Below are 26,062 nucleotides of genomic sequence, written 5' to 3'. Positions count from 1 at the left end.
TCCTCGGTACCGGGTTCCCTCGCACGAGTCCGCTCGCACAAGATCACTCAAAAATGTGCAGATCATATGAGAGTACTCAAGAGGGCGGCAGAACGGACAAAAAGGCCCGGTCCGGGGCTACCGGACCGGGCCTGTACGCAGTGGCGCGAGGTGTCACTGCACCTCGTACTCGTCCCAGCCCTCGTCGTCCGGGTCGTAGTCGGTGGTGGCGGACTCCCAGGTGGCGGAGGCGAGCTCCACGCCCGGCACCTCGCCGAGCAGCGCCACCGGGTCGACGAAGTGGGCGAGCGAACCCGTCGGGTCCACCTCGATCGCCTCGACGGCCTGGGCGCGCTCCTCGTCGTCCAGGTACTCGTCGTCCGCGACCTGGGTCAGGGCGGCGGCCTTCAGGGCCTGCTCGTCGGTGATCTCGGCGATCACCTCGATGGTGAGGCGAACGTAACGCGGTGCGTCCTGCTCGGGCAGGTCAGTGCTGGTCATGACAGCGAGCGTAGGCGGTCGCACAGCCATCCGGAAACGAGGTTCCGGGCCGGAACGCGGCGAAGGCCGGCCCGGGAGTCCCGGGCCGGCCCTGCCGTCTCCGCACGCACTCCCCCACCCGGGAGTGCACGGAAGCCGCGCCTCGCGGCGCGTGATCCGCCGCGGGTGCCGTCGCCCCCTGCACGGTGGCAGGGGCGGGACGACGGCGGCGCCCGCGGGCCGGACACGACGGCCCGGTCAGGCCGACCGTCGCGTCCCCGGCGACCGCGGGAGTCGGAGAGCCGCTACCGACCCCGCTGTCGCCTTTCTCGGCTTTCTTGCCGTGCCCACCACAATGCCCGAGGCGTGTTAACCCGGTGATGCGTGATTGTGACGTCCACGTACCGGCTCCCGGGCGGGCGGCGGGCCCTGAGGGTCCGTCAGTGACCGGCCCGGGCGGTCAGGAAGGACAGCAGGTCCTGGCGGGTGACGATGCCCTGCGGCTTGCCCTCCACCAGCACCACCACCGCGTCGGCCTTCTCCAGCACCGTCATCAGGTTGGTCACCGACTCGCCCGAGCCGACCACCGGCAGCGGCTTCGACATCACGTTGTCCAGCGTGTCGGTCAGCTCGATCCGGCCGTTGAACAGGCCGTCCAGCAGCTCGCGCTCGACCACCGAGCCGACCACCTCGCCGGCCATGATGTCCGGGTGGCCGGCGCCCGGCGAGACCACCGGCATCTGCGAGACGCCGAAGTCGCGCAGCACCCGCACCGCCTCGGCGACCGTCTCGCCCGGGTGCATGTGCACGAACTGCGGGATGCCCTCGTGCTCCACCGCGTCCTTGCGGGCCAGCACCTCGCCGATGTGCGCCTCGTCGGTGGCGGTCGGCAGGAAGCCGTAGTCGGCCATCCAGTCGTCGTTGAAGATCTTCGACAGGTAGCCGCGGCCGCCGTCCGGCAGCAGCACCACCACGACGTCGTCCGGCCCCAGCTCGCGGGCCACCTCCAGCGCGGCCACCACGGCCATGCCGCAGGAGCCGCCGACCAGCAGGCCCTCCTCCTTCGCCAGGCGGCGGGTCATCTGGAACGAGTCCTTGTCGGAGACCGCGACGATCCGGTCCGCGACGTCGCGGTCGTAGGCGGTCGGCCAGAAGTCCTCGCCGACGCCCTCGACCAGGTACGGGCGACCGGTGCCGCCGGAGTACACCGAGCCCTCCGGGTCCGCGCCGATCACCTGGACCTTCCCGCCGGACGCCTCCTTCAGGTACCGGCCGGTGCCCGAGATGGTGCCGCCGGTGCCGACGCCCGCCACGAAGTGGGTGATCCGGCCGTCGGTCTGCTCCCACAGCTCGGGGCCGGTGGAGTGGTAGTGCGACGCCGGGTTGTCCGGGTTCGAGTACTGGTCCGGCTTCCAGGCGTTCGGGGTCTCACGGACCAGCCGGTCCGAGACGTTGTAGTACGAGTCCGGGTGCTCCGGCGCGACCGCGGTCGGACAGACCACGACCTCGGCGCCGTACGCCCGCAGGGTGTTGATCTTGTCGGTGGACACCTTGTCCGGGCAGACGAAGATGCACTTGTAGCCCTTCTGCTGGGCCACGATCGCCAGCCCCACACCGGTGTTGCCGCTGGTGGGCTCGACGATGGTTCCGCCCGGCTTGAGTGCGCCGGACGCCTCGGCCGCCTCGATCATCCGCATCGCGATCCGGTCCTTCACCGAACCGCCCGGATTGAAGTACTCGACCTTCGCCAGCACGGTGGCGCTGATGCCCTCGGTGACCTTGTTGAGCTTCACCAACGGGGTGTCGCCGACCAGCTCGATGATCGAATTGTGGTACCGCACGGGGGTCCTCCCGGTCCATGGCAGCCCTGATTGCCGAAACCCCCAGCCTAGGGCCCCCCTTCCCCCCGTCGCGCCCAACCACCGCATGTCCCGTCCGGAACCCCCCGCCGGGCGGCCCGCCGCCGCCCGGCCCGGCACCGCCCGGGCGGGTGGTTGCCGGGAGCGGGCGGGTACGGGAGCCCGGTGAGCGGGTACGAGTGGGGGTACGTGCGGTGCGGTGGGACGGAGAGGGAGAGGGGGTGGCCGCAATGGCCGGCTCGCAGGCGTCGAGGGTGCGGGTTGCGCGGCGGATCGCCACGGCGGCCGCGTACGGGGGCGGTGGGTTGGGGCTGCTCGGCGTGGGGCTGGCGGGGGTGCTGCTGACCGAGAGCCGGATGGCGATCCGGGCGATCGGGATCCTGGACGGCGACCCGCCGCACGCGGACGGGCTGTACGGCGAGGCGTTCGCCGATCCGGCGGACCTCCGGGCGCCGCTGGTGCTGGCGTTCCTGGGCGACTCGACGGCGGCGGGCCTGGGGGTCCAGCGGGTGCAGGAGACGCCCGGGGCGCTGCTCGCGTCGGGGCTGGCGTCGGTGGCCGAGCGCCGGGTGCGCCTGGTGAACGTGGCGAAGTCGGGCGCCCGCTCGGGCGATCTGGCGCGGCAGCTGGAGCTGGCGCTGCCGCACCGGCCGGACGTCGCGGTGCTGATGATCGGCGCCAACGACGTGACCAGGCACGCGCCGGCCGCGCGGAGCGTGCGGGAGCTGGGCGAGGCGGTGGGTCGACTGGTCGCGTCGGGCTGCGAGGTGGTGGTCGGGACGTGCCCGGACCTGGGCACGATCAAGCCGGTGCGGCCGCCGCTGCGGTGGGTGGCGCGCCGGTTGAGCCGGCAGCTCGCGGCGGCGCAGACCATCGCGGTGGTGGAGGCGGGCGGGCGGACGGTGTCGCTGGGGTCGCTGCTGGGTCCGGAGTTCGCGACCCGTCCGGAGCTGTTCTCGGCGGACCGCTACCACCCGTCCGCGCAGGGCTACGCGACGGCGTCGATGGCGATGCTGCCATCGCTGTGCGCGGCGCTGGACCTGTGGCCGCAGGACACCCCGGCGGCGGTGGGCGGCCCGCTGGAGCCGCAGGCGGTGCTGCCGGTGGCGGTGGCGGCCGCCGCGGCGGCGGGGCGTTCGGGCACCGAGGTCTCGGCGGCCGGTCCGGCGAACGGCACCTGGCGGTGGGCGACCCTGAAGCAGCGGTTCCGGCTGGCGCTGCCGGGCGGTGAGGACGCCAAGGCGCCCGAGGCGGTCGTCGAGGGCGGGCCGCTGCGGGCGATCGCGTCGGCGAACTCACATCCGGGGGCGGATGACGCCGGAGCTACCAAGCGGTAACTTTCCCCGGGAGATCCACCGGATCGCGTCCCGAGGTCACTCAGCGAGGAGCCCGCCATGCCCGAAGCCGTCATCGTCAGCGCCGCCCGTTCGCCGATCGGCCGGGCGTTCAAGGGTTCGCTGAAGGACATCCGCCCGGACGACCTGACCGCGCAGATCATCGGCGCCGCGCTGGCCAAGGTCCCGCAGCTGGACCCGCGGCAGATCGACGACCTGATGCTGGGCTGCGGCCTGCCGGGCGGCGAGCAGGGCCACAACCTGGCCCGGATCGTCGCGGTGCAGATGGGCATGGACTACCTGCCGGGCGCCACCATCACCCGCTACTGCTCGTCCTCGCTGCAGACCACCCGGATGGCGCTGCACGCGATCAGGGCGGGCGAGGGCGACGTCTTCGTCTCGGCCGGCGTGGAGACCGTCTCGCGCTCGATCCACGGAACCTCGGACGGCATGCCGGGCACCATGAACCCGCTGTTCGACGAGGCGCAGGCGCGCACCAAGCACCGCGCGGAGGTCGGCGGCGGCGAGTGGCACGACCCGCGCGAGGACGGCCTGCTGCCGGACGCGTACATCGCGATGGGCCAGACCGCGGAGAACCTGGCCGCACTGAAGGGCATCACCCGGGCCGAGCAGGACGAGTTCGGCGTGCGCTCGCAGAACCTGGCGGAGGCCGCGATCGAGGCGGGCTTCTGGCAGCGCGAGATCACCCCGGTCACGCTGCCGGACGGCACCGTGGTGAGCGCGGACGACGGCCCGCGGGCGGGCGTGACGCTGGAGGGCGTGTCCGGACTGAAGCCGGTGTTCCGCCCGGACGGCACCGTGACGGCCGGTAACTGCTGCCCGCTGAACGACGGTGCGGCGGCGCTGGTGATCATGTCGGACACCAAGGCGCGCGAGCTGGGCATCACCCCGCTGGCCCGGGTGGTCTCCACCGGCGTCTCGGCGCTGTCGCCGGAGATCATGGGCTACGGCCCGGTGGAGGCGTCCAAGCAGGCGCTGAAGCGGGCCGGCCTGTCGATCGGCGACATCGACCTGGTGGAGATCAACGAGGCGTTCGCGGCCCAGGTCATCCCGTCGTACCGGGACCTGGGCATCGACCTGGACCGGCTGAACGTCAACGGCGGTGCGATCGCGGTGGGCCACCCGTTCGGCATGACCGGCGCCCGGATCACCACCACTCTGATCAACTCCCTCCAGTGGCACGACAAGCAGTTCGGTCTGGAGACCATGTGCGTCGGCGGCGGCCAGGGCATGGCGATGGTCATCGAGCGGCTGAGCTGATCGCCGGTGGCGACGTGACGGGCGTCTCACCCGTCCGGAGTCACCGAGCGTGATTGAGGGCCGGATCACACCGGAGGTGCGATCCGGCCCGTTTTTTCGCCTCCGGAGACCGGAATGTCGACGCACCGGAATGGATCAACTCCGCTGCGTGGAACGGTATTACCTAACAATTTGAGGACAAGTAGGAAAGTCACCAGCAAATCGGACATCAGCCCCTGCAGTAACTGCCGCCAATACGGCAGTGTGGAGGCGTAACCCCGTTCCGCCCCTCGTTGGGAGTACGTTCCGTGAGCGTCGTCCACACCTCCCTGCTGCTGGCCCTGATCGCCCTGACCGCCGCCGTCCTGCTCCACCTCCGCACCCTGGGACGGAAGTTGGACGCCGCGCAGAGCACCGCGCAGTCCGCCCTGCAGCTCGACGAGGCGCTGATACGCCGCGCCGTCGCCGAGGCGCTCGCCGCCGACCGGGAGCGGGAGATCACCGAGGCCCGGGCGTTCTGGGCCGAACAGGAGGCGCGCGCCGCCGAGGACGCGCCGCTGTTCGACACCCCGTTCACCGCCGCCGGCGAGGACTGGCCGATCTTCTTCCCGCGCCCGACCGGGCCGCAGGACGCCGCCGACAACCACGGGGTGATGGACCCGGAGTTCGGCGAGGCGCTGCGCCACGCGCTGGAGGACCTGGTCAAGGACGGCCCGGCGGAGGGCAGTTCGGCGGACGGCGCGGCCCGGCACCCCGGGCAGGGCGGCGGCTTCCCGGCCCCGGCGGACAACGGCGACGTGCGGGCCCGCCGCGAGGCCGACCTGCTGGCCACCGGCCTGGAGGCCGGACTGCTGGACGCCGAGAGCGAGACCGCCGCGGCGCCCGACCCGCGCCGGCACCCCTCGCACCCGGACTTCGTGCCCAGCCCCACCCCGTCCCGCGAGTGGACCGACGACCGGCTGGCCGCGCTCGCCGAGGAGCGGATCGCCCTCACCGACGTCCGCCCCGGCCCGCTCGGGACGCTGGACGTGTACGCCTTCGCCGACGGCACCACGCTGTGCGTGGCCCCCGGCGACCGGGAGGCCGCCTACCGGCTGATCGACGCCGTCCGGGCCGGCGAGGACGTCCGACTGCTCGGCGGCTCGCGGTTCTCCGGGTCGTACTCGCTGACCTTCTCCACCGACGACGAGGCCGTCTACGTGCTCGCGGACCGGGTGGTGGCCTCCATCTGACCCGTCCGCGCCCGGACTTCGGGGCGTCGGCCGCACGGCGAGGGGTTGCCCGTGCGGTCGGCGCCCCTTCGCCGTTGCCGGGGCTGACGCGGCGTCAGGCGGTCAGGCGGTCGGTGGCTTCGAGGTCGGCGAGCGCGGCGGCCAGCTCCTCGGGGCGGTCGGCGGCCGCGGCGGCCAGGTCGTGGCCGGTGACGGCGAGTTGGTCGCCGACCGCGAACACCCCGCAGTCGGGGACGGGCAGCGGCGGCAGGCCCTCCAGCGCGCGGGCGGCGTCGGCCAGCCGGCCGGCCAGCGCGAGCGCCGCGGCGGCCCGCGAGGGGTGGCCGGGGACGGCGCCCAGCAGGCGGCTCTGCGGCATCGCGCGGAAGCGGTCGGCCAGCCGGTCCACGGCGGCGATCAGCCGGGCGGCGGTGGCGGGGTGGGGCTCGGACATGGCCCCGAGGGTAGCCGGACCGGGGCCGGACGGAACGCGGCGGGCCCCGGAGGTCGTCGCCTCCGGGGCCCGCCGCGTCGTCACCGCCGTGCTCAGTCGTCGCCGCGCAGGATGGCGATCAGGCGCAGCATCTCCAGGTAGATCCACACCAGCGAGAGCGTCAGGCCGAAGGCGGCCCGCCAGGCCTCGCGCTCGGGCGCGCCGTACCGGATGCCCTCCTCGACCTCGTTGAAGTCCAGGGTGAGGAAGAACGCACCGAGGGCGATGCCGACGATGCCGACCACGATGCCGAGCGGGCCGGAGCGGAAGCCGAAGTCCGCGCCGAGCAGCGTCGCCACCAGGTTGACGAACATCAGGATCACGAAGCCCATCGCGATCGAGATGCCGATCCGGGTGTACCGGGGGGTGACCCGGATCCGGCCGCTCTTGTAGGCGATCAGCGTGGCGGCGAACACCGCGGTGGTGCCCAGCACGGCCTGGACGGCGATGCCCGGCAGCAGGCTGTTGAAGGCCTTGCTGAGCGCGCCGAGGAAGAAGCCCTCCAGGCCCGCGTACGTCAGGATCAGCGCCGGGTTGACGCTCCGCTTGAAGCTGATCACCAGGCCGATGACCATCGCGGCGAACGCGGCGACGCCGGCCAGCGCGAAGTTGTCGACCGGCACCACGAACCAGGCCGCCGCGGCGGCGGCGACCAGCGTCAGCAGCGTCATCGACGTGCGGGCGACCACGTCGTCCAGCGTCATCCGGCCGGTCCGGGCCGGGCCCGCGGCGGGGGCGCCGTACATCTCGGCGAGCTGCTGGTCGGTCAGCGGCTGACCGCCGGCCTGCCGGCCGTAGGCGTTGTCGGCGTACGGGTTCTCGGCGTACGGGTGGCCGTACGCCTGGGCCTGCTGCCCGGCCGGCTGCGCGCCGAACCCCGCGTACTGGTTGTCGCGGGTGAAGGACCCCTCCCGCGAGAAGACCGGGTTTCTGCTTCTCATCACATTCCCTCCGGGGCAGTACAGCACCACCCACTCAGCTCACAACAGTAATGGTTTGGCAAAGTATTCCGCGTCAGCCGCGAGGAGGATCCCGTGTCGCCTGCGCGCGGGGTCCCCGAGGGGGCAGGGTGGGGGGCGCAACTGACACCCGATCAGAAAGGCGGCCCCCCGGATGGCCGAGGAGCTGTACGCCACCCTGAAGACCAACAAGGGCGACATCGAGATCCGGCTGCTGCCGGACCACGCGCCGAAGACGGTGAAGAACTTCGTCGAGTTGGCCACGGGCGAGCGCCAGTGGATCGACCCGAACACCGGGCAGCCCAGCAACGCGCCGCTGTACGACGGCACGGTGTTCCACCGGGTCATCCAGGGGTTCATGATCCAGGGCGGCGACCCGCTGGGCAACGGCACCGGCGGCCCGGGCTACAAGTTCGCCGACGAGTTCCACCCGGACCTGGCGTTCACCAAGCCGTACCTGCTCGCGATGGCCAACGCCGGCCCGGGCACCAACGGTTCGCAGTTCTTCATCACCGTCGGCCCGACCGCCTGGCTGACCGGCAAGCACACCATCTTCGGCGAGGTCACCGACGCGGCCGGCCGGCGGGTGGTGGACGCGATCGCCGGAGTCGAGACCGGGCGCAACGACCGCCCGCTGGAGGACGTGGTGATCGAGAAGGTCGTCGTCGAGACCCGCTGACCGGCCCCGGCGGAACGCCGCGCCGCCCGCCCCCGGGCTGCGGGGACGGGCGGCGCGGCGGTCGACGGGCCGTCAGTCGGTCTTGATGCTGGCGAGGATGTCCATCCGGGAGGCCCGGCGGGCCGGCCAGAGGGCGGCGACGATGCCGACCAGGGCGGCCAGGCCGAGGAAGAGCAGGACGCTGCCGTAGGGGATCACCGTGGTCAGTCCCTTCAGTTCGGAGGCGAGCACCCGGGCGGCGGCCCAGGCGAGGAAGCAGCCGAGCAGGACGCCGATGACGGCGCCGAACAGCGAGATCACCACGGACTCGATGCGGACCATCCGCTTGATGCCGCGCCGGTCCAGGCCGATCGCCCGCAGCATGCCGATCTCGCGCTTGCGCTCGAACACCGACATGGCCAGCGTGTTGATCACACCGAGGACGGCGACGATCACCGCCATGCCGAGCAGGCCGTACATGATGTTCAGCGCGTTGGTGACGATCCGGCTGAACTGGTCGACCATGTCCTTCTCGGTCAGCACCTCGATCACCGGGTTGCGGCCGGTGGCGTCCTTGATGGACTGCTTGAGGTCCGCGGACGGGCCGTTGGCGCCCTTGACCATGATCTCGTTGACGTAGGCGTCGGGCTCGTAGGTGTCGATCATCGCGTTCGGGGCGACGATCGGCGAGACGCCGTCGTTGCGCTCGAAGACGCCGCCGACGGTGGCGTCCACCGACTTGCCGTCGGCCACCTCGATCTTCACGGCGGAGCCCTGGGTCAGCTGGTGCTTGTCCGCGAACTCGTCGTTGACCAGGATCTGGCCCTGCTTCAGCGCGCCGGTCGAGCCGGACTTCATGTCCAGCGCCACCAGTTGGTCGAAGGAGGCGGCGTCCAGGCCCATGACGGCCCGGTCCTGGCCGGCCACCGTCCACATCACGTTGCTGACCGGGCTGACCGCGGTCACGCCGTTCGCCTTGGAGATCAGCGCCGGCAGGTCGTGCGACAGCTCGTGGCCGTTGGCCATCGAGACCACGTAGTCGGCCTTCATCGAGCTGCCGACCGCCTTGGTGACGGCGGAGGTGACCGAGTTGCCGATCACGGTCAGCGCGGTGACCAGGGTCAGGCCGATGGTCAGCGCGGCCGCGGTGCTGGCGGTGCGGCGCGGGTTGCGGACGGCGTTGCGCCGGGCCAGCTTGCCGGGGGTTCCGAACACCTTGCCCAGCAGCGGGCCGACCAGCGCGATCACCGGGCGGGACAGCAGCGGGAGCAGGACGAAGACGCCGATCATGGTGAGCGGGGCGCCGAGCTCCAGCAGGGCCTGGGCGCCGGTGCCCTTGCCGGACGCGCCGGCCAGGATCAGGGCGATGCCGCCGCCGGCGATCACCGCGCCGATCACGTTGCGGATCACCAGGCCGCGCTGGGTGGTGGGGATGTCGCCGCTGCTCATCGCCGCGACCGGGGGGATCCGGGAGGCGCGGATCGCGGGGATCAGCGCGGACAGCACGGTGACCACGACGCCGACCACCAGGGTGGCGATCACCGTGACGGGGGCGATCACCAGCGAGCCGGTGGGCAGGCCCTCGTTCAGCGAGTGCATCAGGGACTGCATGCCGGCGCCGATGCCGATGCCGGTGAGCAGACCGGTCGCGGAGGCGATCACGCCGATCAGCAGCGCCTCGACCAGCACCGAGTTGGTGACCTGGCCGCGGCCGGCGCCGACGGCGCGCAGCAGCGCGAGTTCCTTCAGGCGCTGGGCGATCAGCATGGTGAAGGTGTTGACGATGATGAAGATGCCGACGAACAGCGAGATGCCGGCGAACACCAGCAGCATGGTCTTGGTCCCGCTGACCGCACTGGCGACCATCTTGGTCTGCTCGTCCTTGAGCTCCTGACCGGTCTGCAGCTCGATCGAGTCGGCGGGCAGCTTGGCCCGGGCCTCGTCCAGCAGGGTGCCCTCCGCGGTGCCGGCCTTGGCGGTCAGCACGATCGAGCTGTACCGGCCGGGCTCGAGCAGGCGCTGCTGGGCGGTGGCGGTGTCCATCAGCACGAGGGTGCCGCCGGAGCTGACCTGCGGGTCGTCGGTGGTGAAGACGCCGACGAGGGTGGTGTCCTCGGCGGCGCCGTTGCCGGCCACCCGGACCTTGTCGCCGACGTGGTAGCCGGCCTTGTCGGCGGCCTGCTGGTTGAGCGCGATCTCGCCGGCCGCCTTCGGGCCGCGGCCCTGCGCCATCGGGTAGCGCGGGTCCTGGCCGGAGCCGCCCGGGACGAAGTTGGCGCCGCGGGAGTTCCACGCCTCGCCGACCAGGTTGCCCTTGCGGTCGGCGACGCCGGTGAAGCCGGCGACCACGCCGCGGGCGCGCTCGGTGCCGGGGAGTGCGGTCAGTTCGCGCACGGTGGCGTCGGTCAGCGGCTGCTGCTGCTTCGCGTCCGGGGCCTTGGGGCCGCGGGAGAAGCCGCCCGCCTCGTGGTCGGTGACCAGCACCGAGACGTCGGAGTAGCTGTTGGAGTAGCTGTTGCGCATGGCCTGTCCCATGGTGTCCGAGAACACCAGGGTGCCGGCGACGAAGGCGGTGCCCAGCATGACGGCGAGTGCCGTCATCAGCAGTCGGCCCTTGTGGGCCAGCACGTTGCGCAGTGCGGTGCGATACATGGGTCAGTCCTGGGGTGATGGGGTCCGGCGCTGCGGGAGAGGCTGCTGACGCGGGGTCAGCTGGTCCGGCCCTTGGCGTCGAAGCGACGCATCCGGTCGAGGACGGAGTCGGCGGTGGGGCGGGTCAGCTCGTCGACGATCCGGCCGTCGGCGAGGAAGACCACGCGGTCCGCGTAGGAGGCGGCCACCGGGTCGTGCGTCACCATCACGACGGTCTGGCCGAGTTCGCGCACCGAGTTGCGCAGGAAGGAGAGGATCTCGGCGCCGGAGCGGGAGTCCAGGTTGCCGGTGGGCTCGTCGGCGAAGATGATCTCCGGCTTGGAGGCCAGCGCGCGGGCGCACGCCACGCGCTGCTGCTGGCCGCCGGAGAGCTGCGCCGGACGGTGCGAGAGCCGGCCGGACAGGCCGACGGTCTCCACCACGCGGTCCAGCCAGGCCTGGTCGACCTTGCGGCCCGCGATGTCCATCGGCAGGGTGATGTTCTCCAGCGCGGTCAGCGTCGGCAGCAGGTTGAAGGCCTGGAAGATGAAGCCGATCTTGTCGCGGCGCAGCTTGGTCAGCTGCTTGTCCTTCAGTCCGACGAGTTCGGTGTCGCCGATGGTCGCGGAGCCGGAGGAGACGGTGTCCAGGCCGGCCATGCAGTGCATCAGGGTGGACTTGCCGGAGCCGGACGGGCCCATGATCGCGGTGAACTCGCCCCGGCCGAAGGAGACCGAGACGTTGTCCAGGGCGACGACGCGGGTCTCGCCTTCGCCGTAGACCTTGTTCAGACCGGTGGCGCGGGCCGCCGCCAGACCGGTGTGGGCTGCGTACGCGGTCGAGGTGCTCACGAAGGGGACTCCTGTCCGGGAGGTTCGGTTCGTCACTGGGGTGCGGCCCCGGGCATGCCGGCGACCGCTCCACCATCCTCCCGTTGACGATCTTGGAATTCGTCGCTCCGCCGAACGGTTGCTGCCCCGCCCCGAGGCGTACGGCCGCCGTCGGCCCCTCCTCCTGCGGTATGACCCGCACCCCGAGAGCGGGGATGGCCGAGAACCACCGGCCGGTTGGCTGAAATGACAGACGCTTCGTCAGATGTCATGGAAGCATGACAACTTCCGTCGCGAGAAATATGCGAAACCCTCGCCCGGCCGACTAGGCTCAGTACTTGAGGTTGCCGCGCTCCCACGCCCAGATGGTGGAACGCAGACACGGGCAGCTTAAAACTGCTTGACCGAGAGGTCGTGCCGGTTCGAGTCCGGCTCTGGGCACCAGTCTGCACAACCACCGTGACCTGCGGTGATGGCCCGGTTACAGCGGTCCGGCGCGGGTGCCGGGGCGTGTCACGGGCGACGGGCCCAGTGGGTCAGGGCGTCGTGGTTGCCGAGCCAGCGCAGGGTGACCGGGCAGCGGGCCACCGGCCGCCAGTGGGCGGCGAGTTCGGCGAAGAAGGCGTCGTCGGCGCAGAGGCCGCCGGGGCGGTCGCCGAGGTAGAGGAAGTCGTCGCCGCGGTGGGCGCGCAGCGCGTGCAGGGCCATCGGGTCCCGGTGCGGGGGCCAGATCAGCGCGAGCACCCGGTCGGGGTGGGCGGCGGCGTCCTCGGCGGCCAGGCCGGGGCGGACGTCGGTCCAGCGGAAGCGGTCGGTCCAGCCGTTGTGCTCGGTGCGGGCCTCGGCGTCGGTGGCCAGCACGTCGACGCCGCGGGCGCGCAGCTGCGCGGCCCAGTAGCCGCTGCCGGCGCCGACCTCCAGCAGGCCGCGACCGGCCAGCCGGTCGGCGATCCAGTCGAGCGCGGTGCGGGTGACGGGGGCCCAGCTGTAGATCCGGGAGAGCTCCTGGCGGCGCGGCAGCGGCGGCCCGGCGTCGGCCGGCAGGTGGTCGAACACCTCGACGACGGCGCCGTGCCGGGTCTCGCGGCGCAGTGCCGGGTACCAGAGCAGCGGCACCATCTGCGGGTTGTGGACGGCGTGTTCGACGTCCGGTGCGGGCAGCAGCTCGCCGAGCTGGCGGAACGGCCGGCCCCAGCCGGGGTGGTGGAGCTCCCCGCGCTCGGCCCAGAGCCGGATCAGCCGCTCGGCGGTCTGCGCGACCAGGCGCGCCGCCGGGTCGTCGGCCGCTGCCCGCACGGCGGGATCAGAGCCCCATGTGGTCGGCGACGGACAGCGCCATGTGGTCGGGCACGACCAGCGCCATGTGGTCCGGCACCGCGAGGTCGCCGGCGGTCTGCTGGACGTAGCCGTGGGCCTCGACGGACAGGGCGGGCCGGTCGGCGGGGCGCTCGGCGGCGGCGGTGCCGACGACGGCGGCGGCGGCCAGCGCGGTGGTGGCGGCGGCGATCAGGGCGGTGTGACGGGCGGTCAGTTCCATTGCGGCTCCCCCGGGTTGATCTTGGATCGGTGGTCGCCATGCTAGGCGGCCGCTCGCGGGCGATCAATGCCCTTTCGGGGCTCGGTCATGAACAATTCGTTCAAGCAATTCCGTTGACGCCCGCCCGTTCACCGGTGAATGCTGGCTCCCATGACCGACATCCCGCAGCAGCCCGCCGACCCGTTCGCCCCGCCGGACGCGGAGGCCGCCCGCACCCAGCGCGTCTACGCCTCGCTGTTCCGGATCGCCGAGCGCCACGCCGCCACCGACGAGCAGCGCCGCCGCCAGACCAACCCCGCGATGCTCGGCCCGCACGAGGCGGTCCGACTGGTCGCCTTCCTGCTCAGCGGCGCCGCCCTCGCCGAGGAGGGCGAACCCGAGGTCGACCGGGCCGACGTGACGGCCGCACTCACCCTGCTCCCCCTGGTCCGGGCCGAACTCGACGAACTGGAGGCCGGGTTGCTCACCATGGCCCGCGGCCGCGGGATGACCTGGCAGGAGATCGCCTTCGGCCTCGGCCTCGGCACCCCCCAGGCCGCCCGCCAGCGCCACGAGCGCCTGAGCGACCGCACCGCCCCCGCCGACCGGTCCTGACGGCGGCCCGGCGAGGCCCGCCGGCCCGGCGGCGCCGCAAGGCCCCGGAACGCCCGAAGGCCCCCACCCGGCGGGGGTGGGGGCCTTCGTCAACCGATTGCTGTACTCCGCCCGGCAGCAGCGCCGGCTGAGCACCACGGAGGACGTGGTCCGGCGCGTTGCCGGGCGGAGGGCCTCCGACTCGTACCCGAAGTGTCGGGTCCTGCCGCTTACTTGCTGGCGGCGAGTTCCTTCTTGGGCTCGGCCGCGGCGGCGGGCTTCGGCGGAGCGGACGCCTCCTGGAAGGCGTCGAACGGCTTCTCCATCTCCGAGAGGCCGACGGTCTCGCGCTTGAGGAACATCGCCAGCGTCCAGTCGGTGAAGACCCGGATCTTGCGGTTCATGGTGGGGACCATCGCGCCGTGGTACAGGCGGTGGAAGTACCAGGCGAGGCGGCCCTTGAGCTTGACCTTGCCGAACAGGATCGCCACGCCCTTGTGCAGGCCGAGGCCGGCCACCGCGCCGAGGTTCTTGTGCTTGTACTCGGCCTGCGGGAAGCCGCGCATGCCGGCCACCACGTTGTCGCCGAGGACGGCGGCCTGACGGACGGCGTGCTGCGCGTTCGGCGGGCACCAGGCGCCCTCACCGGCAGCCAGGTCGGGGACCTGGGCGTTGTCGCCGGCCGCCCACACGTAGTCGAAGCCCTGGACCTGCAGGGTCGGCTTGGTGTCGATGTGGCCGCGCGGGCCGAGCGGCAGGCCGAAGCGGGAGACGACCGGGTTCGGCTTCACGCCGGCGGTCCACACGATGGTGGAGGCGTCGAACTCCATGCCGTTCTTCAGCACCACGTGCTGGTCGACGCAGGAGTCCATCGAGGTCTCGATGTAGACCTCGATGTTGCGCTCCTCGAGCCGGCCCTTGGTCCACAGACCGAGGTCGGGGCCCATCTCGGGGAGGATGCGGTTGGCCGCCTCCACCACGATGAAGCGCATGTCGTCGCGGCTGACGGTCTTGTAGATCTTGGCGGCGTCGCGCGCCATGTCCTCGATCTCGGCGACCGTCTCGATGCCGGCGAAGCCGCCGCCGATGACGACGAAGGTCAGTGCCTTGCGGCGGACGTCCTCGTCCGTGGTGGACTCGGCCTTGTCCAGCTGCGCCATGACGTGGTTGCGGAGGCTGATCGCCTCTTCCACCGTCTTCATGCCGATGCCGTGCTCCGCCAGGCCCGGGATCGGGAAGGTGCGGGAGACCGAGCCGGTCGCCACGACCAGGTACTCGAAGGGCAGTTCGTAGGAGTCGCCCGCCGCGGGCTGGATGGTGGCGACCTTGCGGGCGTGGTCCACCTCGGTCACGTGACCGGTGAGCACCTCCGCCTTCTTCAGGGCGCTGCGCAGCGGCGCGACGAGGTTGCGGGGGGCGACGTTGCCGCCGGCCGCCTCCGGGAGGAAGGGCAGGTACGTCATGTACGACCGCGGGTCGACGACCGTGACGGTCGCTTCGCCGTAGCGCATCTTCTTGAGGATGCGCATCGCGGCATACAGGCCGACGTAACCACCGCCGACAATGAGGATGCGAGGACGCTCCGTGGTGCTCATATCCGAAAGTATCCACCCCCGCCTGACGGACCATTCGTGAGGCCCGTCACAAGCTCCTGGACACCGGGTGCTACACTGCGCGCCCACATTTCCGGGCCGGGGCGGTCCCTCCCGCTCCGCCCGACGCCCGCGGCGACCGGCGGGGCACCCGGTGCCGCGCTGAGCAGCAACGATCCTTGCGCCGCACGGGTTCCCGAGTGGGGTTTCGATTTCTGCCGCGTGAACGCCGGGTTGCCTGCGATCCCATGAACGACCCGCCCCGGGCGCCTTCGGTCCCACATATCGGACGGACCGGACACCGCGCTGGGCCGAAAGGCCCGATCGCCATGTGAAGAAATTCACGAAGCTTCTTCCGGCGACACGCCGGGAGGCCCCCGCCGGGCCTTCCGGCACCCGTGGCGAGGGCCTCCCGCGGCGTCCGGGTCAGGCGATCGACCAGGCGATGCCGTCGAGGATGTCGTGCTCCGAGACCAGCAGTTCGGCGGCCCCGGTGCGCTCCATGATTTCCAGCAGCACCAGCGCGCCGGCCGCGATCACGTCGACCCGGCCGGGGTGCATCACGGGGACGGCGGCCCGCTCGGCGTGCGAGGAGTGCAGCAGCCACTGCGCGGTCTCCCGGACCTGCTGGACGGTCAGCACCGCGTGGTGGATCCGCTCGGAGTCGTAGCCGGGCAGCTCCAGCGCGATCCCGGCGACCGTGGTGACGGTGCCGGCCAGGCCGACCAGGGTGGCGCCCTCGGTCAGCGGGACGCTCCCGGCGACGGTGTCCAGGGCGGCCCGGATGTCGGCCCGGGCGGCGGCGATCTGCTCCTCGGTGGGCTGCCCGCCCGCGAAGTGACGCTCCGTCATCCGCACGCAGCCGATGTCCATCGAGTGCGCGGCCCGCACGTCCTGCTCGCCGAGCACGAACTCGGTGGAGCCGCCGCCCAGGTCGAACACCAGGTAGGGCGGGCGGTGCGGGCCGCCGAGCAGCTCGCGGGTGGCGCCGGTGAAGGAGAGCCGGGCCTCCTCGTCGCCGCTGACCACGCTCGGAGTGATGCCGAGGATGTCCTTGACCCCCGCGGTGAACTCGGCGGCGTTCTCGGCGTCCCGGGAGGCCGAGGTGGCGACCATCCGGATCCGGTCCGGGCCGACGCCGTGCGCGGCGATGACCTCCGCGTACTCGCGGCAGGCCGCGAAGGTGCGGGCCAGCGCCTCGGGGTGCAGCCGGCCGGTCCGGTCGACGCCCTGGCCGAGCCGGACGATCAGCATCCGCCGGTCGAGGTCGGTGATCCCGCCGGTCTCGGGGTCGAGGTCGGCGATCAGCAGACGGATCGAGTTGGTGCCGCAGTCGATCGCGGCGACCCGGGTGGTGGTCACGACTCGTCGCCCTCCCCGGCTTCCTCCGCGGCCCTGCGGGCGGCGGCGCGCTCGGCCGTCAGCGCCTCCTTGGCGGCGATCACCGCGGCGTGGTCCTCGGCCTTGGCCCGGTTGCGGGCCACCCGCTCACCGGCGGCCTCGACCTCGGCCGGGCTGACGCACGGACCCTTGGCCCACCAGTCCTCCAGCATGCCGATCGCCTCGTCGCCCAGCGGGTTGACGCCCTCGCCGGCCGCCAGCGAGTGGCCGACCAGCACGTGCAGGCACTTGACCCGGTCCGGCATGCCGCCGGCGCTGGGGAAGCCCTCCAGCACCTCGATGGCGTCCCGGCGGGCGATGTAGTCCTCGTGCGCGGCGCGGTACTTGTCGGCGAGCTCGGGGTCCTCGGCGAGTCGGGCCGTCTGCTCCTTCATCACGCCGTCCGCCTCCAGGGTGCCGATCAGCGAGGCGGCCTTGGGGCAGGTCAGGTAGTAGAGCGTCGGGAACGGGGTGCCGTCGGGCAGCCGGGGCGCGGTCTCCACCACGTCCGGGTTGCCGCACGGGCAGCGGTGGGCGACGGCCCGCAGCCCGCGCGGCACCCGGCCGAGCTGGGCGGCGATGGCGGCGACGTCGTGGTCGGAGACGGCGGGTGCGTCGGACGCGGGAGGGTTCTGGTTGCTCATCAGGAGTCTGTTCGTCAGGTGGGGGGACGGGTGGGGTGGCGGGGCGTCAGGGACGGCCGGGCGGCGCCGCGAGGGCGGTGTCGGCGGCGTCGACCGAGTCCCAGAAGGCGGAGTACCAGGGCCGGACCGCCTTGGGCCGGCCGGCGGCGTCCGCCGAGGGCTGCTTCTCGCCCGGCGCGGGTGGCGGGGCGACCGAGACGAACGGGGTCTCGCCGGGCAGCGCGTAGTGCAGCCGGTCCCGGGCCTGCGCCTTGACGTACTCCGGGTCCTGCCAGCGGGCCTTGGCCCGGCGCAGTTCGTCGACCTGCTGGCGGGCGTGTTCGGCCTTGGCCCGCTGGTCGGCGATCTCCGCCCGCTGCGCGATGTACTGCCGGGTCGGATAGGCCAGGATCGCCACCAGCGAGCACAGCACGAGCACCAGCACGGTGGCCCGGCTGGTGAAGCGCGGGCGCGCCGCCAGTCCGGGAATCCTCCACTTGGCCATCTGGTCGCCCCTCCTGCGCATGCCGGTGCCCCGGCCCCACCCTACGCGGTGGAGGCCGGGGCACCGGTCACAACAGGCTCGGCGATCAGCCTTCGCTGTGCTCGCGTGTCCGCGGAGCGGCTGTGCCTACTTGTCCGCAGAGCGGAAGCGCGGGAACGCCGAGCGGCCCGCGTACTCCGCGGCGTCGTCGAGGATCTCCTCGATGCGCAGCAGCTGGTTGTACTTGGCGACGCGCTCGGAGCGGGCCGGGGCGCCGGTCTTGATCTGGCCGCAGTTGGTGGCGACGGCGAGGTCGGCGATGGTGACGTCCTCGGTCTCGCCGGAGCGGTGCGACATCATGCAGCGGTAGCCGTTGCGCTGGGCCAGCTCGACGGCGTCCAGGGTCTCGGTGAGCGAGCCGATCTGGTTGACCTTGACCAGCAGCGCGTTGGCGGTGCCGGTCTCGATGCCCTTGCGCAGGCGCTCCGGGTTGGTGACGAACAGGTCGTCGCCGACCAGCTGGACCTTGTCGCCGAGCTTGTCGGTGATGGCCTTCCAGCCGTCCCAGTCGGACTCGTCCAGCGGGTCCTCGATGGAGACCAGCGGGTAGGCGGCGACCAGCTCGGCGTAGTACTCGATCAGCTCGGCGGCCGACAGGGCCTTGCCCTCGAACTGGTAGGCGCCGTCCTTGTAGAACTCGGACGCGGCGACGTCCAGGGCGAGCGCGACGTCCTTGCCCGGGGTGTAGCCGGCCTTCTTGATGGCCTCGGTGATGAGGTCGAGGGCCTCGCGGTTGGAGTCCAGGTTCGGGGCGAAGCCGCCCTCGTCGCCCAGGCCGGTGGACAGCCCGCGCTCCTTCAGCACGCCCTTGAGGGTGTGGTAGACCTCGACGCCCCAGCGGACGGCCTCGGAGAAGGACTCCGCGCCGATCGGGGCGATCATGAACTCCTGGATGTCGACGTTGGAGTCCGCGTGCGAGCCGCCGTTGAGGATGTTCATCATCGGGACGGGCAGCACGTGGGCGTTCGGGCCGCCCAGGTAGCGGAACAGCGGCAGGTCGCTGGCCTCGGAGGCGGCGTGCGCCACGGCGAGCGAGACGCCGAGGATCGCGTTGGCGCCGAGCGAGGACTTGTCCGGGGTGGCGTCCAGGTCGAGCATGGCCTGGTCGATCAGGCGCTGCTCGGTGGCGTCGTAGCCGACCAGCTCGGGGCCGATCTGCTCGATGACGGCGAGGACGGCCTTCTCGACGCCCTTGCCGAAGTAGCGGTTCTTGTCGCCGTCGCGGAGCTCCAGCGCCTCGAAGGCGCCGGTGGAGGCACCCGACGGGACAGCCGCACGACCGGTGCTGCCGTCGTCGAGACCGACCTCGACCTCGACCGTGGGGTTGCCGCGGGAGTCGAGGATCTCACGGGCTACGACGACATCAATGGACGGCACGAGGCATCTCCTAGCGGAAGCGGATGTGTGGTCGTTACGCCCAGAGCCTAGCCGCAGACATGCCCGCGGCCACGCCCGGCCGGGCTCCGTCTCACCGTGTGGCCCGGCTACTCACTGGTAGTTCACCTGTTTGCCCGCCGACCGTCCGCCCCGGGCGGCGCGAACTGCGTTGCGCGCGCCGGGAGCGGACGGTTCGTCAGGGGTACGGCCGCCCGGGCGACCGTCAGAGCGAGAGCACCTGGCCGGGGACGATCAGGTCCGGGTCCGCGCCGATGACGCCGCGGTTGGCCTGGTAGAGCTGCTCCCAGCCGCCGGGGACGTTCCGGGCGGCGGCGATGCCGGACAGCGTGTCGCCCTCCTGCACGGTGAGCCGGGCGGCGCCGTTCTGCGGCTGCTGCTGGGCGGCCGGGGCGCTCTGCGCGGGGGTCTGCTTCGGGGTCTTGGCGGTCTTCGGCGCCTGCTGCTGCGCCGCCTTCGGGGCGGCCGCGCGCTGCTGGGAGCGGGAGGCGGTGTCCTGGGAGCTGCCGCCGCCCTTGGCCAGTCCGGCCTTGCCGGAGCAGACCGGCCAGGCGCCGGGGCCCTGCGAGGCGAGCACCCGCTCGGCGACCGCGATCTGCTCGGCGCGGCTCGCCCGGTCGGCGGTGGGGGCGTACTGGCCGCCGCCGTAGGCGCGCCAGGTGGAGGAGGAGAACTGCAGGCCGCCGTAGTACCCGTTCCCGGTGTTGATGCCCCAGTTGCCGCCGCTCTCGCACTGGGCGACGCGGTCCCAGGTGTCGACGGGCGCGGCTGCCGCTCCGGTGGCGGAGAGCAGGGGCAGGGCGAGACCGACGGAGGCGACGCCGGCGGCGGCGACGACCTTCTCGGCCTTGGTACTGCGACGGTGACGGCCGGTGCCGGTGAACAGCATGGTGCTTCCTCTCCGCACGCCTGCGAGGTGAGCTGTCGGGTTCGGACCGGGAGGTTGGCCCGGCCGCCGGCGGGACCGGACGCGGCTGCGTCCGCTCCCTGGCGGCTTCACCCCGAGCCGTCGGGGACTACGGCGTTCACACTTGGGTCCCCCGCTCCTGTCCGGGTCTGGTCGGTGTCCCGAGGGCGCGGTGGACAGGATTCGGCGTGCCGCGTTCGGGGCCCGCAGCTGCGGGCAAATCGGAGAGTAAGCAGAGCTGACGAGCAATCACAAGCTCATATCACCGGTATCACGTCGAAATTACGGACCTTCACTTCTCGTGCACAAACCGTCCATGTATGTCCGGAATCGCCCCGGACGGGGCGCATCGCGCGCCCCCGCCGGGGGTTCGGACAGTGCCGTGCTGGGGCGGGGTCCGGGGTCGCCGAAACCGGGTCAGCGGGGCGTGAAGGAGACCGGGAGTTCGCGCAGGCCGCGCATGATCAGCCCGCCCCGCCAACGGAGTTCGGCGGGATCGGCCGCCAACTGGAGGTCCGGCAGCCGTGTCAGCAGTGTGCCGATCGCGCGCTGCCCTTCGAGCCGGGCGAGCGGCGCGCCGATGCAGTAGTGGATGCCGTGACCGAATCCCAGGTGCGGATTGTCGGAGCGGGCCAGGTCCAGGGTGTTCTCGTCGGAGAACCGGGCCGGGTCGCGGTCCGCCGCGGCCAGCACCACCAGCACCGGGTCCCCCACCGGGATGTCCACGCCGCCGACGGTCAGCGGCCGGGTCGCGAACCGCCAGGTGGCCAGCTCCACCGGCCCGTCGTAGCGCAGCAGTTCCTCGATGCCGGTCTCCAGCAGACCGGACTCGCCGCGCCCCAGCGACTCCTGGAGCCGGGTGCGCTGGTCCGGGTTCCGCAGCAGGGCGTAGACCCCGTTGCCGATCAGGTTGATGGTGGTCTCGAAGCCGGCGAACAGCAGGATGAAGGCCATTGCCGCGGCCTCGTTCTCGGTCAGGTGCTCGCCGTGGTCACTGGCCCGGATCAGGCCGGAGATCAGGTCGTCGCCGAGGTCGGCCCGCTTGCGGTGGATCAGGTCGGCCAGGTAGCCGCGGATCTGCTTGACCGCGCGGCCCACTCCCCCGCGCTTGCCGCCGGTGTGACGGATCATCATGCCCGCCCAGTCCCGCAGGTCGTCCTGGTCCTCCGGCGGGACGCCCAGCAGGTCGCAGATCGCGTAGATCGGCAGCGGGAACGCGAACTCGTGGATCAGGTCGGCCTCGCCGCGCTCCGCGAACGAGTCGATCAGCCGGTCGGTGAGCTGCTGCACCCGGGGCTCGAACTCGGCGACCCGGCGCGGCGTGAACGCCTTCGACACCAGGCGGCGGAGCCGGGTGTGGTCCGGCGGGTCGATGTTCAGCAGGTGGGTCATCAGGTCCGCCTGCCGCTCCCCCGGGATGCCCACCCGGCCGGTGCGGTGCGCCTGTTCGCTGTGGTGCGCCGGGTTCTTGGACAGCCGCGCGTCGGCCAGCGCCTGCCGGGCGTCCGCGTACCGGGTGACCAGCCAGGCCTCCACCCCGCTCGGCAGCGTGGTGCGGTGCACCGGGGCGTGCTCCCGCAGCCAGGCGTAGGCCGGGTACGGGTCGGCCGCGAACTCCCAGGTGAAGAGTTGCGGGCGGGCTTCGTGGGGCTGATCTGGCATGTCTTGACCGTATCTGGAACCGCCGTCGCGTGAGTCTGGTCACCTGGCGGGTATTCCCTGTTGCGGAGCGTCGGGGCGAGCCTACGATCCTCCGATGAACCACAGTGGGCGGCGTGCGGACCGCCCGCGGTTTCGCTCTGGAAGGGGAGCAGGCCATGCGAGTAGCCGGTGCAGTGGTGGTCATCGCGGTGCTCGACGGAGGCGAGGGGGCCGATCTGGCCCGCAGGTTCTCCGCCGCCGGAGCCGCCGGCCTGCTGATCGCCGATCTCCGTCCCGGCGTCGCCGAGGACCTGGCCGCCGAACTCGACCGTCCCGGCTGCCCGGCGGTCGGGGTGTCCGGCGACGTCCACCACCCGGCGGACATCGCGGCGCTGGTCGACACCGCCGTCAAGCACCTCGGACCGATCGACCTGTTCGCGGTCGCCGGCCCGGACGGCGAGCGGATCGTCCAGCTCGCCGAACTGCCCCGCCACCTCGACCCGCTGGCCGAGCTCCTCGCCCTGGTCGGCGAGGCGATCGGCGAGGTCGTCCCGGCCCAGCGCCGCGCCGTCTCGGACGTCCCGCTGGCGGGCTGACGGGCCGTCAGCCCTCCTCGGGCAGGCCCTCCGCGGCCCGGACCGCGCGGCGGTAGCGCCGGGCCGCGGCCCGCAGCGCCGCGTCCACGTCGATGCCCCGGTCGTAGCCGCGCTGGGCAACGGCCAGCAGCAGGTCGCCGGCGGTCTCGGCGGTGAGTTCGGCGGGCAGCTCGTAGGGCGCGTCCGGCACCGCGGTGAACTGCGCGCGGCGGACCCGGGAGACCAGCTTCGCCGCGTACGCCAGGGCGGGGAGTCCGGCCGGGACGCCGTCCAGCACGGACTCGCGCTGCTTCTCCGCGGCCTTCAGCTGCTCCCAGTTGGCCTCGGTCTCGGCGGAGTCCCGGACGTCGACGTCGCCGAACACGTGCGGGTGGCGGTACATCAGCTTCTCGACGATGTCGCCGGCCACGTCGTCGATGGAGAACGGGTCCTCCTCGTGCTCCTCGGCGATCCGGGAGTGGAAGAACACCTGGAGCAGCACGTCCCCGAGTTCCTCGCGGAGGGTGGGCCGGTCGTCCTCCTCGATCGCCTCGACCAGCTCGAACGCCTCCTCGACCAGGTACTTCACCAGGCTCCGGTGGGTCTGTTCGGCGTCCCAGGGGCAGCCGCCGGGCGACCGCAGGCGGTCCATCACCGAGACCAGGTCCAGCAGCCGGGAACCCGGCAGGTCGTAGGAGCCCGGCAGCAGTTCGATCTCCGGGTGCTCGCCGGCCTCCTCGACCGCGATCCGGGCCAGCGCGTCGGTCAGCCCCGGGTCGCCGTCCGGGCTCTCCAGCCACACCGCGGGCGCCTCGGCGAGCAGCTGCCGGGCCAGCGCCGGGGCGGAGCCCCGTTCGACCAGCCGTGGCTCGACGCCGGCGGCGCGCAGCGCGGGCAGCTGCGGGTGGTCGGCGTCGCCGGCCAGCACCCGCGGCGCCGAACGGAGGGCCTCCCAGGCCGGCCAGCTCAGCAGGCCGGGGGCGACGCGGTGGGTGGTGGTCAGCAGGATCAGCTTCGGAGTGTCCACGGCACCGAACCTACAACGACCGTGTGCGGGCCCGGCGACCCCGTTTTCCCGCCCGGGCGTCACGCCGCGGGCTGCAGCATGACCTGCCGGGTGACGGCCACCAGGTCGGCGGGCGTCAGCTCGGCCAGCAGCGCGCCGGCGTGCTCGATCAGGGCGGCGGCGGCCTCGGTGAGCGCGGCGTCGTCCAGCGGGCGGCCCGGCAGTTCGCAGCTGTCGGCGAGCAGGCTCTGCGCGACGGTGTACAGGTTGGCGGTGGCCGCCTCGCGGATCGTCAGCGACAGGTGGGCCGACGGCGCGCCGTCCTCGGCGCGGGCCCGGTGCGCGAAGCCGCGCGGCACGTACAGCACCTCACCGGGCTGCAGGACGGTCTCCAGCAGCACCTCGCCCGGGTCGCCGTCCTCCCGGTCGGGCACCCAGTTGCCGTCGGCGGGGCCGCCGTGCACCCACCAGCGCTTGGCGCCGGAGATCTGCACCACGAACACGTCCGCGTCGTCGCGGTGCACGGGGCGGCCCTGAGTGCCGGGCGGGGTGAGGAAGTAGAACGCCTCGACGTGCCGACCGATCTCGGCGGCCAGGCCGCGGGCCAGTGCGCGCACGCCCTCGTGCCACTGGTCGACGTAGCGCAGCAGCAGCGTCGCCCGCTCCTCCCGGATCAGCGACCGGACGGCCGCGCCGTCGGCGTACCCGCCGACCACCTCGCCGAGCACCACCCGCGGCGGGCAGAACCGCTCGGCGGGCAGGTGGGCGTCGCGCTGCACCAGGCCCAGGTACGGCACCTTCAGCAGGCCGTGGTCGAGCAGCCGGTCGAGTTCGGCGGCGGGCAGCACGTCCACCGGCGGGCGCTCGGGGCGCAGCACGGCCGGGGCGGTGCGCCAGAGCGCGGTGCGGAACTGCTCCTCGTCCGCGACGAAGCGGCTCAGCCAGGTCTCGGTCATGGTCGGGTCTCCTCGGGTGCTGACGGTGCGTCGGATGGGGGCGGTGCGAGCCGGTGCGACGGGTTCAGGCGGTGGGGCGGCTGCTGTACGCGGCGCGGCGGGCGGCGCTGACCAACTCGGCCGGGTCGGCGTCGGCGAGGCGGGTGCGCAGGTGGTCGAGCAGCTGGGCGCCGGCGGCCAGCAGGGCGTCCTCGTCGCGGGGACGGGCGGGCAGTTCGAGCCCTTCGGCGAGCAGGGCGCGCAGCTGGGCCCGCAGGTGGACGGCGCACGCCTCGCGCAGGGCGATCGTCAGGTGCAGCGAGGGCCCGTCCTCGGTGGCGCGGGCGGTGTGGGCGTAGCCGTTCGGCACGTACAGCACCTCGCCCGGGTGGACGACGGTGTCCAGCAGGCACGGCCCCGGGTTGTCCTCGCGGACCGGCTGCCAGTTCGGCTCGGTCGGACCGCCGTACACCTGCCAGTGCTTGTTGCCGCTGAGCTGGATGACCAGGATGTCGCCCTCGTCGCGGTGCACCGGCCCGTGCCGGCCCGGCTGCGAATAGAAGAGGAACGCCTCGGTGAGCCGGCCCAGGCTCTCCGACAGGCCGGTGGTCAGGGCGCGCACGCCGGGGTGCCAGTGGTTGAGGTAGCGCAGCTGGAGCGTGGCGTTGCGGTCCCGGATCAGCGCCCGCACCCGCTCCGGGTCGAGGCACCCCTCCAGCGCCCGGCCGGCGATCACCCGCGGCGGGCAGTACTCCTCCTCCGGCACCGTGCCCTCGACCGTGAACAGGCCGCCGTACGGGTTGCGCAGCGTGCCTTCGTCGATGATGTCGAACAGCCCCTGCACGGTGAGCACTTCGGTCGGCGGGTCGGCGGGGCGGAGCACCACCGGTCCCTGCCGCCAGTGCTTGCGCAGGAAGGTCTCGGGGTCGTCGACGCAGCGGGCCAGCCAGTCCATGGCGGTGTTCCTCTCCGGTGTCCGGACGGATCAAGGGGGTTGGTGGTGGGGCGGACGCGGGGCGCCGGCGGCGGCGATGCCGCCGGCGACCCCGGGATGTGCGTGGCGGTTCAGGCTCAGATGACGTCGGGGTAGCACGCACCGCAGCCGTCGGGCGTGACGTGACCCGCGCTCACGGTCGGCACGGTCGCCGCCTGCGCCGAGACGGCCGGCGCGAACACCGCACCACCCACCGCAGCGGCCACCGCCACCGACAGCGCCGCCTGACGGGCCAGCACAGCGAACTTCGACGCGGACTCGGTGCTCTCAGCACCCATGACAGGACTCCTTGCTAGAGATTCGGATCGAGAGAGTGGCGGTTCAGGCTCAGATGACGTCCGGGTAGCACGCACCGCAGCCGTCGGGCGTGACGTGACCCGCGCTCACGGTCGGCACGGTCGCCGCCTGCGCCGAGACAGCCGGCGCGAACACCGCACCACCCACCGCAGCAGCCACCGCCACCGACAGCGCCGCCTGACGGGCCAGCACAGCGAACTTCGACGCGGACTCGGTGCTCTCAACACCCATGACAGGACTCCTTGCTAGAGATTCGGATCGAGAGAGAGGTGGATCAGGCTCAGATGACGTCCGGGTAGCACGCACCGCAGCCGTCGGGCGTGACGTGACCCGCGCTCACGGTCGGCACGGTCGCCGCCTGCGCCGAGA

26 protein-coding genes, 1 tRNA gene and 1 riboswitch are annotated in these 26,062 nt (G+C 72.6%); of the genes, 7 read left to right on the top strand and 20 right to left on the bottom strand.

The genetic code is table 11. The annotated features are described in order from the left end of the window. Nucleotides 1-153: 153 nt before the first annotated feature. Together ACFV1L_RS05700 and ACFV1L_RS05695 are read right to left on the bottom strand one after the other, a co-directional pair. On the bottom strand, nt 154-480 hold the full coding sequence (locus tag ACFV1L_RS05700; protein ID WP_380363200.1) for a hypothetical protein: 327 nt from the start codon (nt 478-480) through the stop codon (nt 154-156). 419 nt (nt 481-899) lie between these two features. Beyond that, nucleotides 900-2,300: a cystathionine beta-synthase gene (locus tag ACFV1L_RS05695; RefSeq protein ID WP_380363198.1), complete on the bottom strand. Its 1,401-nt coding sequence runs from the start codon at nt 2,298-2,300 to the stop codon at nt 900-902. Nucleotides 2,301-2,548: 248 nt separating this feature from the next. On the opposite strand from ACFV1L_RS05695, the gene ACFV1L_RS05690 reads away from it, so the two are divergent. The 3 genes from ACFV1L_RS05690 to ACFV1L_RS05680 all read left to right on the top strand — a co-directional run bounded on the left by ACFV1L_RS05690 (nt 2,549) and on the right by ACFV1L_RS05680 (nt 6,144). Next, nucleotides 2,549-3,655, top strand: coding sequence for an SGNH/GDSL hydrolase family protein (locus ACFV1L_RS05690; protein ID WP_380363458.1), 1,107 nt, complete (start codon nt 2,549-2,551; stop codon nt 3,653-3,655). Nucleotides 3,656-3,712: 57 nt separating this feature from the next. Continuing rightward, nucleotides 3,713-4,933: an acetyl-CoA C-acetyltransferase gene (locus tag ACFV1L_RS05685; protein WP_380363196.1), complete on the top strand. Its 1,221-nt coding sequence runs from the start codon at nt 3,713-3,715 to the stop codon at nt 4,931-4,933. Between the two features lie 287 nt (nt 4,934-5,220). Further along, the gene (locus tag ACFV1L_RS05680) at nt 5,221-6,144 is read left to right on the top strand and encodes a hypothetical protein (protein WP_380363194.1); all 924 of its coding nucleotides are present in this window, start codon (nt 5,221-5,223) and stop codon (nt 6,142-6,144) included. Nucleotides 6,145-6,238: 94 nt separating this feature from the next. Here ACFV1L_RS05680 and ACFV1L_RS05675 read toward each other — a convergent pair whose 3' ends face one another. Together ACFV1L_RS05675 and ACFV1L_RS05670 are read right to left on the bottom strand one after the other, a co-directional pair. Further along, a complete protein-coding gene (locus ACFV1L_RS05675) occupies nt 6,239-6,577 on the bottom strand; it encodes a hypothetical protein (RefSeq protein WP_380363192.1) in 339 nt (112 codons plus the stop codon). Nucleotides 6,578-6,669: 92 nt separating this feature from the next. Then, nucleotides 6,670-7,557, bottom strand: coding sequence for a Bax inhibitor-1/YccA family protein (locus ACFV1L_RS05670; RefSeq protein WP_380363191.1), 888 nt, complete (start codon nt 7,555-7,557; stop codon nt 6,670-6,672). Between the two features lie 172 nt (nt 7,558-7,729). Between ACFV1L_RS05670 and ACFV1L_RS05665 the strand changes: the two genes are divergently transcribed. Beyond that, the gene (locus ACFV1L_RS05665) at nt 7,730-8,254 is read left to right on the top strand and encodes a peptidylprolyl isomerase (protein ID WP_380363189.1); all 525 of its coding nucleotides are present in this window, start codon (nt 7,730-7,732) and stop codon (nt 8,252-8,254) included. Nucleotides 8,255-8,326: 72 nt separating this feature from the next. Here the strand turns inward: ACFV1L_RS05665 and ACFV1L_RS05660 are convergent, their stop codons facing one another. Next, nucleotides 8,327-10,885, bottom strand: coding sequence for an ABC transporter permease (locus ACFV1L_RS05660; RefSeq protein ID WP_380363188.1), 2,559 nt, complete (start codon nt 10,883-10,885; stop codon nt 8,327-8,329). A gap of 56 nt (nt 10,886-10,941) precedes the next feature. Further along, on the bottom strand, nt 10,942-11,715 hold the full coding sequence (locus ACFV1L_RS05655) for an ABC transporter ATP-binding protein (RefSeq protein ID WP_380363187.1): 774 nt from the start codon (nt 11,713-11,715) through the stop codon (nt 10,942-10,944). 338 nt (nt 11,716-12,053) lie between these two features. On the opposite strand from ACFV1L_RS05655, the gene ACFV1L_RS05650 reads away from it, so the two are divergent. Further along, nucleotides 12,054-12,138 (top strand) — tRNA-Leu (locus ACFV1L_RS05650). 69 nt (nt 12,139-12,207) lie between these two features. Here ACFV1L_RS05650 and ACFV1L_RS05645 read toward each other — a convergent pair. Both ACFV1L_RS05645 and ACFV1L_RS05640 read right to left on the bottom strand, forming a co-directional pair. Beyond that, complete coding sequence (locus tag ACFV1L_RS05645; RefSeq protein WP_380363186.1) at nt 12,208-12,990, bottom strand: hypothetical protein; 783 nt, start codon at nt 12,988-12,990, stop codon at nt 12,208-12,210. Between the two features lie 7 nt (nt 12,991-12,997). After that, nucleotides 12,998-13,231, bottom strand: a complete 234-nt coding sequence (locus tag ACFV1L_RS05640) for a hypothetical protein (RefSeq protein ID WP_380363184.1) — start codon at nt 13,229-13,231, stop codon at nt 12,998-13,000. 150 nt (nt 13,232-13,381) lie between these two features. Between ACFV1L_RS05640 and ACFV1L_RS05635 the strand changes: the two genes are divergently transcribed. After that, nucleotides 13,382-13,825, top strand: coding sequence for a DNA-binding protein (locus ACFV1L_RS05635; RefSeq protein ID WP_380363183.1), 444 nt, complete (start codon nt 13,382-13,384; stop codon nt 13,823-13,825). 209 nt (nt 13,826-14,034) lie between these two features. Here the strand turns inward: ACFV1L_RS05635 and ACFV1L_RS05630 are convergent, their stop codons facing one another. The 7 genes from ACFV1L_RS05630 to ACFV1L_RS05600 all read right to left on the bottom strand — a co-directional run bounded on the left by ACFV1L_RS05630 (nt 14,035) and on the right by ACFV1L_RS05600 (nt 21,907). Further along, nucleotides 14,035-15,399: an NAD(P)/FAD-dependent oxidoreductase gene (locus ACFV1L_RS05630; RefSeq protein WP_380363182.1), complete on the bottom strand. Its 1,365-nt coding sequence runs from the start codon at nt 15,397-15,399 to the stop codon at nt 14,035-14,037. Between the two features lie 423 nt (nt 15,400-15,822). Further along, complete coding sequence (locus tag ACFV1L_RS05625) at nt 15,823-16,758, bottom strand: exopolyphosphatase (RefSeq protein WP_380363180.1); 936 nt, start codon at nt 16,756-16,758, stop codon at nt 15,823-15,825. Beyond that, nucleotides 16,755-17,420, bottom strand: coding sequence for a DUF501 domain-containing protein (locus ACFV1L_RS05620; protein WP_380363178.1), 666 nt, complete (start codon nt 17,418-17,420; stop codon nt 16,755-16,757). Before ACFV1L_RS05620 ends, ACFV1L_RS05625 begins: the two co-directional genes overlap by 4 nt. A 46-nt stretch (nt 17,421-17,466) precedes the next feature. Next, entirely contained in the window at nt 17,467-17,904 is a 438-nt protein-coding gene (locus ACFV1L_RS05615; protein WP_380363177.1) for a septum formation initiator family protein, read from the bottom strand. Nucleotides 17,905-18,030: 126 nt separating this feature from the next. Further along, nucleotides 18,031-19,320: a phosphopyruvate hydratase gene (gene eno, locus ACFV1L_RS05610; protein ID WP_380363176.1), complete on the bottom strand. Its 1,290-nt coding sequence runs from the start codon at nt 19,318-19,320 to the stop codon at nt 18,031-18,033. 223 nt (nt 19,321-19,543) lie between these two features. Continuing rightward, nucleotides 19,544-20,227: a transglycosylase family protein gene (locus tag ACFV1L_RS05605; RefSeq protein ID WP_380363174.1), complete on the bottom strand. Its 684-nt coding sequence runs from the start codon at nt 20,225-20,227 to the stop codon at nt 19,544-19,546. A 3-nt stretch (nt 20,228-20,230) separates the two neighbouring features. Further along, nucleotides 20,231-20,411: riboswitch (cyclic di-AMP (ydaO/yuaA leader) on the bottom strand. 251 nt (nt 20,412-20,662) lie between these two features. After that, on the bottom strand, nt 20,663-21,907 hold the full coding sequence (locus ACFV1L_RS05600; RefSeq protein ID WP_380363172.1) for a cytochrome P450: 1,245 nt from the start codon (nt 21,905-21,907) through the stop codon (nt 20,663-20,665). A gap of 155 nt (nt 21,908-22,062) precedes the next feature. On the opposite strand from ACFV1L_RS05600, the gene ACFV1L_RS05595 reads away from it, so the two are divergent. After that, nucleotides 22,063-22,482 (top strand): SDR family NAD(P)-dependent oxidoreductase, encoded by a 420-nt coding sequence (locus tag ACFV1L_RS05595; protein WP_380363171.1) that lies wholly within the window; start codon nt 22,063-22,065, stop codon nt 22,480-22,482. A 7-nt stretch (nt 22,483-22,489) separates the two neighbouring features. On the opposite strand, the gene ACFV1L_RS05590 is transcribed toward ACFV1L_RS05595, so the two are convergent. The 5 genes from ACFV1L_RS05590 to ACFV1L_RS05570 all read right to left on the bottom strand — a co-directional run bounded on the left by ACFV1L_RS05590 (nt 22,490) and on the right by ACFV1L_RS05570 (nt 25,924). Further along, nucleotides 22,490-23,488, bottom strand: a complete 999-nt coding sequence (locus tag ACFV1L_RS05590; protein ID WP_380363169.1) for a MazG family protein — start codon at nt 23,486-23,488, stop codon at nt 22,490-22,492. A 59-nt stretch (nt 23,489-23,547) separates the two neighbouring features. After that, the gene (locus ACFV1L_RS05585; protein WP_380363168.1) at nt 23,548-24,423 is read right to left on the bottom strand and encodes a JmjC domain-containing protein; all 876 of its coding nucleotides are present in this window, start codon (nt 24,421-24,423) and stop codon (nt 23,548-23,550) included. A 64-nt stretch (nt 24,424-24,487) separates the two neighbouring features. Further along, entirely contained in the window at nt 24,488-25,357 is an 870-nt protein-coding gene (locus tag ACFV1L_RS05580) for a JmjC domain-containing protein (protein ID WP_380363166.1), read from the bottom strand. Between the two features lie 116 nt (nt 25,358-25,473). Then, on the bottom strand, nt 25,474-25,674 hold the full coding sequence (locus tag ACFV1L_RS05575) for a hypothetical protein (protein ID WP_380363165.1): 201 nt from the start codon (nt 25,672-25,674) through the stop codon (nt 25,474-25,476). Nucleotides 25,675-25,723: 49 nt separating this feature from the next. Continuing rightward, complete coding sequence (locus ACFV1L_RS05570; protein ID WP_380363164.1) at nt 25,724-25,924, bottom strand: hypothetical protein; 201 nt, start codon at nt 25,922-25,924, stop codon at nt 25,724-25,726. Nucleotides 25,925-26,062 lie beyond the last annotated feature (138 nt).

This window comes from Kitasatospora sp. NPDC059646 (genome assembly GCF_042734615.1).
GTDB lineage: Bacteria > Actinomycetota > Actinomycetes > Streptomycetales > Streptomycetaceae > Kitasatospora.
The sequence above is the reverse complement of the archived record's forward strand: the minus strand, read 5'-3'. Positions and strand labels throughout refer to the sequence as shown.

Coding starts and splice junctions, on each gene's coding strand:
- ACFV1L_RS05700 (WP_380363200.1), bottom strand. CDS start 480: ATGACCAGCACTGACCTGCCCGAGCAGGACGCACCGCGTTACGTTCGC.
- ACFV1L_RS05690 (WP_380363458.1), top strand. CDS start 2,549: ATGGCCGGCTCGCAGGCGTCGAGGGTGCGGGTTGCGCGGCGGATCGCC.
- ACFV1L_RS05685 (WP_380363196.1), top strand. CDS start 3,713: ATGCCCGAAGCCGTCATCGTCAGCGCCGCCCGTTCGCCGATCGGCCGG.
- ACFV1L_RS05675 (WP_380363192.1), bottom strand. CDS start 6,577: ATGTCCGAGCCCCACCCCGCCACCGCCGCCCGGCTGATCGCCGCCGTG.
- ACFV1L_RS05670 (WP_380363191.1), bottom strand. CDS start 7,557: ATGAGAAGCAGAAACCCGGTCTTCTCGCGGGAGGGGTCCTTCACCCGC.
- ACFV1L_RS05665 (WP_380363189.1), top strand. CDS start 7,730: ATGGCCGAGGAGCTGTACGCCACCCTGAAGACCAACAAGGGCGACATC.
- ACFV1L_RS05660 (WP_380363188.1), bottom strand. CDS start 10,885: ATGTATCGCACCGCACTGCGCAACGTGCTGGCCCACAAGGGCCGACTG.
- ACFV1L_RS05640 (WP_380363184.1), bottom strand. CDS start 13,231: ATGGAACTGACCGCCCGTCACACCGCCCTGATCGCCGCCGCCACCACC.
- ACFV1L_RS05635 (WP_380363183.1), top strand. CDS start 13,382: ATGACCGACATCCCGCAGCAGCCCGCCGACCCGTTCGCCCCGCCGGAC.
- ACFV1L_RS05630 (WP_380363182.1), bottom strand. CDS start 15,399: ATGAGCACCACGGAGCGTCCTCGCATCCTCATTGTCGGCGGTGGTTAC.
- ACFV1L_RS05620 (WP_380363178.1), bottom strand. CDS start 17,420: ATGAGCAACCAGAACCCTCCCGCGTCCGACGCACCCGCCGTCTCCGAC.
- ACFV1L_RS05615 (WP_380363177.1), bottom strand. CDS start 17,904: ATGGCCAAGTGGAGGATTCCCGGACTGGCGGCGCGCCCGCGCTTCACC.
- ACFV1L_RS05605 (WP_380363174.1), bottom strand. CDS start 20,227: ATGCTGTTCACCGGCACCGGCCGTCACCGTCGCAGTACCAAGGCCGAG.
- ACFV1L_RS05600 (WP_380363172.1), bottom strand. CDS start 21,907: ATGCCAGATCAGCCCCACGAAGCCCGCCCGCAACTCTTCACCTGGGAG.
- ACFV1L_RS05595 (WP_380363171.1), top strand. CDS start 22,063: ATGCGAGTAGCCGGTGCAGTGGTGGTCATCGCGGTGCTCGACGGAGGC.
- ACFV1L_RS05585 (WP_380363168.1), bottom strand. CDS start 24,423: ATGACCGAGACCTGGCTGAGCCGCTTCGTCGCGGACGAGGAGCAGTTC.
- ACFV1L_RS05580 (WP_380363166.1), bottom strand. CDS start 25,357: ATGGACTGGCTGGCCCGCTGCGTCGACGACCCCGAGACCTTCCTGCGC.
- ACFV1L_RS05575 (WP_380363165.1), bottom strand. CDS start 25,674: ATGGGTGCTGAGAGCACCGAGTCCGCGTCGAAGTTCGCTGTGCTGGCC.
- ACFV1L_RS05570 (WP_380363164.1), bottom strand. CDS start 25,924: ATGGGTGTTGAGAGCACCGAGTCCGCGTCGAAGTTCGCTGTGCTGGCC.